6 protein-coding genes are annotated in these 6315 nt (G+C 69.4%); 1 reads left to right on the top strand and 5 read right to left on the bottom strand.

Annotated elements, in window-relative coordinates:
- Nucleotides 1-100: 100 nt before the first annotated feature.
- A complete protein-coding gene (serA, locus tag ACFQ9V_RS19750) occupies nt 101-1693 on the bottom strand; it encodes a phosphoglycerate dehydrogenase (RefSeq protein ID WP_382460818.1) in 1593 nt (530 codons plus the stop codon).
- A 106-nt stretch (nt 1694-1799) separates the two neighbouring features.
- A complete protein-coding gene (locus tag ACFQ9V_RS19745; protein WP_382460817.1) occupies nt 1800-2558 on the bottom strand; it encodes a copper homeostasis protein CutC in 759 nt (252 codons plus the stop codon).
- A gap of 76 nt (nt 2559-2634) precedes the next feature.
- Here ACFQ9V_RS19745 and ACFQ9V_RS19740 point away from each other — a divergent pair, with 76 nt between their 5' ends.
- Nucleotides 2635-2823, top strand: coding sequence for a DUF1918 domain-containing protein (locus ACFQ9V_RS19740; protein WP_382460816.1), 189 nt, complete (start codon nt 2635-2637; stop codon nt 2821-2823).
- An 83-nt stretch (nt 2824-2906) separates the two neighbouring features.
- Here ACFQ9V_RS19740 and ilvC read toward each other — a convergent pair whose 3' ends face one another.
- From ilvC to ACFQ9V_RS19725, 3 genes are read right to left on the bottom strand one after another with little or no spacing between them, the layout of a single operon-like run.
- Nucleotides 2907-3935, bottom strand: coding sequence for a ketol-acid reductoisomerase (gene ilvC / locus ACFQ9V_RS19735; RefSeq protein ID WP_382460815.1), 1029 nt, complete (start codon nt 3933-3935; stop codon nt 2907-2909).
- A 46-nt stretch (nt 3936-3981) separates the two neighbouring features.
- Nucleotides 3982-4491, bottom strand: a complete 510-nt coding sequence (gene ilvN, locus ACFQ9V_RS19730) for an acetolactate synthase small subunit (protein ID WP_185277752.1) — start codon at nt 4489-4491, stop codon at nt 3982-3984.
- 5 nt (nt 4492-4496) lie between these two features.
- Nucleotides 4497-6302, bottom strand: coding sequence for an acetolactate synthase large subunit (locus tag ACFQ9V_RS19725; RefSeq protein WP_382460814.1), 1806 nt, complete (start codon nt 6300-6302; stop codon nt 4497-4499).
- Nucleotides 6303-6315: the final 13 nt, after the last annotated feature.

Here is a 6315-nt window from a genome sequence, read left to right as displayed (position 1 = left end):
CACCCGACCAACACCCCCCCGCCCCACAACACCGCCGCGTGGGCCCTGTGTTTTTAAGTTTGGGGGGCGAAAAGTGACAACGACGTGCCCCTCGGCGGACTCAGGACTCGGTGATGTCGATCTCTTGGAGGAGGTCGGCGTCGATCGCGACGCGGACCTTCTCGAGCAGACCCTCCGGGACGCGCGAGTCGACGGTCAGGACGCTGAGCGCCTTGCCGCCTGCGGAGGTCCGCGCGATCTGCATGCCGGCGATGTTGATCCGCGCCTCGCCGAACTCGTGGCCGTAGACGGCGACGATGCCGGGGCGGTCGTCGTAGACCATGACGATCAGGTGCTCGGCGATCGGCACCTCCACGTCGTAGCCGTTGATCTCCACGACCTTCTCGATCTGCTTGGTGCCGGTGAGCGTGCCCGAGACCGACACCTGCGAGCCGTCGCTGAGCGCGCCGCGCAGGGTGATCAGGTTGCGGTACTCCTCGCTCACCGAGTCGGTGATGAGCCGCACCTCGATGCCGCGCTGCTCGGCGAGCAGCGGCGCGTTCACGTAGGAGACCGTCTCCGAGACGATGTTCGTGAAGATGCCCTTGAGCGCCGCGAGCTTCAGCACGCTGACGTCGAAGTCGACCAGCTCGCCGCGCACCTCCACGTCGACGCTGGTCAGCGGGCTGTGGGCGAGGCCGGAGAATACCTGGCCGAGCTTCTCCACCAGCGGGATGCCCGGACGCACGTACGGGTCGATGACGCCGCCTGCGACATTGACCGCGTCGGGCACCAGCTCGCCGGAGAGCGCGAGACGCACCGACTTGGCGACGGAGACGCCGGCCTTCTCCTGTGCCTCGTCGGTCGAGGCGCCGAGGTGCGGCGTGACGATGACGTTCTCGAGCTCCAGCAGCGGCGACTCGGTCGGCGGCTCGGTCACGAACACGTCGAGGCCGGCGCCGGCGATGCTCTTGGTGCTGAGCGCGCGGTACAGGGCGTCCTCGTCGATCAGGCCGCCGCGGGCGACGTTGACGACGAACGCGGTCGGCTTCATCTGCGCGAGCTGGTCGTCGGAGATCATCCCGGTGGTCTCCGGGGTCTTCGGCATGTGAATGGTGATGAAGTCCGCTTCGGTGAGCAGCTCGTCCAGGCTCACCAGCTGGACGCCGAGCTGCTGCGCACGCGCGCTCGTGACGTAGGGGTCGTACGCGATCACCTTGGTGCCGAACGCCTGCAGGCGGGCCGTGATGAGCGCGCCGATGCGGCCGAGGCCGATGATGCCGACCGTCTTCTCGTAGAGCTCGACGCCGGTGTACTTGGACCGCTTCCACTGCCCCTGAGCGAGCGCGCTGTGCGCGGCGGGGATGTGCCGGGCGAGGCTCAGGATGTGACCGACGGTGAGCTCGGCGGCCGAGATGATGTTGGAGGTCGGCGCGTTGACGACCATGACACCGGCACTGGTGGCGGTCTTGATGTCGACGTTGTCGAGGCCGACACCGGCGCGGGCGATGACGCGCAGCTTGTTCGCGGCGGCGATCACCTCGGCGTCGACCTTGGTGGCGGAGCGCACCAGGATGGCGTCCGCGTCGGCGACGGCGGAGAGCAGCGCGGGCCGGTCGGTGCCGTCGACGCTGCGGATCTCGAAGTCCGGCCCGAGGGCGTCGACGGTGGCGGGCGAAAGTTCTTCGGCGATCAGCACGACCGGCTTTGTCACGTGGCAGTTTCCTTACAGGGAGGCTGGCTTGGGAGAAGACGCGCAGCAGTCGTCGGTGCGCGGGTTGCTTAACTCTAGCGGGAGCGCAACCCCGCCTTTCGCCGCGTTACGACCGGGCGTCACGGACGGCGGCGACCGCCTCCCTGACCGTGATCGGGTCGGTGATGTCGTAGGCCGCGTCCCCGCCGCCCGGCCCGCTCGGCGCACCGGAGACCGACTCGCGCGCAGAGAGGTGCACCGCGTCGACGCCCGCGGCGATGAGCGCGTGGATGTCCTGCACGCGCACTCCCCCGCCCGCCATCACCTGCAGCCGCCCGTCGACCCGCTGGGCCAGCGCCCGCAGCCCGTCGACGCCGTCGATGCTGCGCGCGGCCCCGCCGGAGGTGAGGACGCGTGCGACGCCGAGCTCCGCGAGCGCGTCGGCCGCGCCCAGCGGGTCGGGGAGGGTGTCGAACGCGCGGTGGAACGTCACGTCGAGCCCGCCGGCCTCCGCGACGAACCGTGCCACGGCCTCCCGGTCGATGCGGCCGACCTCGTTCAGGGCGCCGATGACCACACCGGCGGCGCCTGCCTCGCGGGCGAAGCGGATGTCGGCCACGATCGTGTCCAGCTCGTCGGAGTCGTAGACGAAGCCGCCGCCGCGCGGACGGACCAGCACGTGCACGAAGCCGGCGCGCGACACCTCCGCGGACTCCTGTGCGGCCTCCTCGACCGCAGCGCGCACCAGCCCAGCCGAGGGGGTCAGCCCGCCGAGCCCCAAAGCGACGCACAGCTCGATCCGGTCGGCGCCCTCCGCGAGCGCGACGCGCACTCCCGCGACATCCTGGACGGCGATCTCGACGACGGTGCGACGGGGTTCGGGCATGCGGCCACGATAGCGGCATTCCCGCCGCGGCGGCCCCGGCGTAACGTCGGAAGGGAGGGTTCAGGGAGGAGGCGTCATGCAGGCGACGATCGGAGACCGGATCTGCATCCGGGGCACCCATGTGGAGTCCGCCGACCGCTGGGGCGCGGTGGTCGAGGTGCGCGGCCCGGACGGCGGCCCGCCGTTCCTGGTCCGGTTCGACGACGGGCACGAGACGCTCGTCTACCCGGGCACCGACGCGGTCATCGAGCACAGCGCGGCGTAGACGGCGCGCGCGAACGGCGGACGGGGCCGCACCGATCCTCCGGTGCGGCCCCGTCCGGGATGCCGTGGCTCAGCGCGTCGCGGTCAGCGCGCGACCTCGCCGTCGACGTAGTCGTCGTCGTTCGACGCGTTCCAGGCGAAGAGCTTGCGCAGCTCGCGGCCGGTGGCCTCGATGGGGTGCTGCTCGCCCTTCTTGCGGAGCTCCAGGAACTCGGGCGCGCCCGCGTCCTGGTCCGCGATGAAGCGCTTGGCGAAGGTGCCGTCCTGGATGTCGGAGAGCACCGCCTTCATGTTCTCCTTGACGTGCGGGTCGATGACGCGCGGGCCCGAGACGTAGTCGCCGTACTCGGCCGTGTCGGAGACGCTCCAGCGCTGCTTGGCGATGCCGCCCTCCCACATCAGGTCCACGATGAGCTTGAGCTCGTGCAGCACCTCGAAGTAGGCGACCTGCGGCTGGTAGCCGGCCTCGGTCAGGGTCTCGAAACCGTACTGGACGAGCTGCGAGACGCCGCCGCAGAGCACGGCCTGCTCACCGAACAGGTCGGTCTCGGTCTCCTCGGTGAAGGTGGTCTTGATGCCGCCGGCACGGAGGCCGCCGATGCCCTTGGCATAGGAGAGGACGAGCGGCCAGGCGTTGCCGGTCGCGTCCTTCTCGACGGCCACGATGACGGGGACGCCGCGGCCGGCCTCGTACTCGCGGCGCACGGTGTGGCCGGGGCCCTTGGGGGCGACCATGATCACGTCGACGCCCTCGGGGGCCTCGATGTAGCCGAAGCGGATGTTGAAGCCGTGGCCGAAGACGAGGGCGTTGCCCTCCTCCAGGTTGGCCTGGATGTCGTCCGTGTAGAGGTTCCGCTGCACCTGGTCGGGCGCGAGGATGACGACGACGTCGGCCCACTTGGCCGCGTCGGCGGCGGAGAGGACGCGGAAGCCCGCCTCCTCGGCCTTCGGGGTGGACTTCGAGCCTGCCTTGAGGCCGATGACGACCTCGACGCCCGAGTCGCGGAGGTTCTGGGCGTGTGCGTGGCCCTGCGAGCCGTAGCCGATGACCGCGACCTTCTTGCCCTGGATGATCGAGAGGTCCGCGTCGTTGTCGTAGTAGATCTCAGCCACTGTGTGGGTTCTCCTTCTTGATGTGGTTCTGACGCCCGGGTCGGGCTTAGTTCTTGAACACGCGCTCGGTGATGGACTTGCCGCCGCGGCCGATCGCGAGGAGGCCGGACTGCGCCATCTCCTTGATCCCGTACGGCTCCAGCACCTTGAGCAGCGCCTGGGTCTTGCCGCTGTCGCCGGTGACCTCGATCACGAGGGCGTCGGTGGCCACGTCGACGACGCGGGCGCGGAAGAGGTTGACCGCCTCCAGCACCTGGGAGCGGGTCGAGTTGTCGACCCGCACCTTGATGAGCAGGTGCTCGCGCTGGACCGACTGCGCCGGGTCCAGCTCGACGATCTTGATGACGTTGATCAGCTTGTTGAGCTGCTTGGTGACCTGCTCCAGCGGCAGCTCCTCGACGTCCACCACGACGGTGATGCGCGAGAGGCCGTCGACCTCGCTCGTGCCCACCGCCAGCGAGTGGATGTTGAAGCCGCGCCGCGCGAACAGGCCGGCGACCCGGGTCAGCAGACCGGGCTTGTCCTCGACGAGGAGGCTCAGAACGTGTGTGCTCATGGGGGTCACTCCTCTCCGAAGGACGGGCTGTGGTCGCGTGCGTACTGCACGTAGCTGTTGCTGACGCCCTGCGGCACCATCGGCCACACCATCGCGTCGGCGCTGACGACGAAGTCGATGACGACCGGCCGGTCGTTCGTCTCCAGTGCCAGCTTGATGGCGGCGTCCACCTCCTCCTCCTTCGTGACGCGGATGCCGAGGGCGCCGTACGCCTCGGCGAGCTTCACGAAGTCGGGCACGCGCACGGTGTCGTGACCCGTGTTGAGATCGGTGTTCGAGTAGCGGCCGTCGTAGAACAGCGTCTGCCACTGCCGCACCATCCCGAGCGACGAGTTGTTGATTATCGCCACCTTGATCGGGATGTCGTTGATCGTGCAGGTGGCCAGCTCCTGGTTGGTCATCTGGAAGCAGCCGTCGCCGTCGATCGCCCACACGACGCGGTCGGGCTGGGCGACCTTGGCGCCCATCGCGGCCGGAACCGAGTAGCCCATCGTGCCGGCTCCTCCGGAGTTCAGCCAGGAATTGGGGCGCTCGTACTTGATGAACTGCGCCGCCCACATCTGGTGCTGGCCGACGCCGGCGGTGTAGATGCCCTCCGGCCCGGTCAGCTCGCCGATCCGCTGGATGACGTGCTGCGGGGCGAGCAGGCCGTCGCTGGTGGGCGTGAAGCCCAGCGGGAACTCCTCGCGGAGCCCGTTGAGGTAGGTCCACCACTCGACCAGGTCGGGCACGGCCGTGCGAGTGGCCTCCTGGTAGGCCGCGGTCAGATCGACGATGACGTCCTTGGCATCGCCGACGATGGGGACGTCGGCGACCCGGATCTTGGAGATCTCGGCGGGGTCGACGTCGACGTGCACGATCTTCGCGTCCGGCGCGAAGAGGGAGGTGTTGCCGGTGACCCGGTCGTCGAAGCGCGCGCCGAGAGAGATGAGGAGGTCGGACTCCTGCAGGGCGAGCACCGCGGGCACCGTGCCGTGCATGCCGGGCATGCCGAGGTGCTGCTTGTGCGTGTCGGGGAACGCCCCGCGCGCCATCAGCGTGGTGACCACGGGGATGCCGGTCGCCTCGGCGAGCTCCAGGAGCTCCTGCGAGGCCCGCGAGCGGATGACCCCGCCGCCGACGTACAGCACCGGCTTCTTCGCCTCGACCATGAGCTGCGCCGCGGCGAGGATCTGCTTGCCGTGCGCCTTGGTGATCGGGCGGTAGCCGGGCAGGTCGATCTTTGGCGGCCAGACGAACGGCACCGCGTTCTGCTGGGCGTCCTTGGTGATGTCCACCAGCACAGGGCCCGGTCGGCCCGTCCCGGCGATGTGGTACGCCGCTGCGATCGTGGCCGGGATGTCCTCGGCCTTCTTGACCAGGAAGGAGTGCTTCGTGATCGGCATGGTGATGCCGACGATGTCGGCCTCCTGGAACGCGTCCGTGCCCATCAGCGTGGAGAACACCTGGCCCGTGATGAACACGACGGGGACGGAGTCCATGTGCGCGTCCATGATCGCGGTGACGAGGTTGGTCGCGCCGGGGCCGGAGGTCGCCAGGGCGACGCCGACCCGGTTGGAGGCCACGGCGTAGCCTTCGGCCGCGTGGCCGCCGCCCTGCTCGTGCCTGACCAGGATGTGGCGGATCTTGGACGAGTCCATGATCGCGTCGTAGATGGGGAGGATCGCACCGCCCGGCAGCCCGAAGGCGTCGGTGACGCCGAGGAGCTCGAGGGTGCGGACGACCGACTGGGAGCCGGTCAGGATTTCAGGCGACGCCTTACCGGGCGCCGCGGGGGGCAACACTGAACTGGGGGTTGCATCCGGCGTCATGCCTTATCGATCC

The sequence above is a fragment of the Leifsonia sp. NPDC056665 genome, assembly GCF_042791795.1.
GTDB lineage: Bacteria > Actinomycetota > Actinomycetes > Actinomycetales > Microbacteriaceae > Leifsonia.
The sequence above is the reverse complement of the archived record's forward strand: the minus strand, read 5'-3'. Positions and strand labels throughout refer to the sequence as shown.

Excerpts from the sequence above, each read along its gene's own strand:
- ACFQ9V_RS19740 (WP_382460816.1), top strand. The coding sequence starts at position 2,635 with ATGCAGGCGACGATCGGAGACCGGATCTGCATCCGGGGCACCCATGTG.
- ACFQ9V_RS19745 (WP_382460817.1), bottom strand. The coding sequence starts at position 2,558 with ATGCCCGAACCCCGTCGCACCGTCGTCGAGATCGCCGTCCAGGATGTC.
- ACFQ9V_RS19725 (WP_382460814.1), bottom strand. The coding sequence starts at position 6,302 with ATGACGCCGGATGCAACCCCCAGTTCAGTGTTGCCCCCCGCGGCGCCC.
- ilvN (WP_185277752.1), bottom strand. The coding sequence starts at position 4,491 with ATGAGCACACACGTTCTGAGCCTCCTCGTCGAGGACAAGCCCGGTCTG.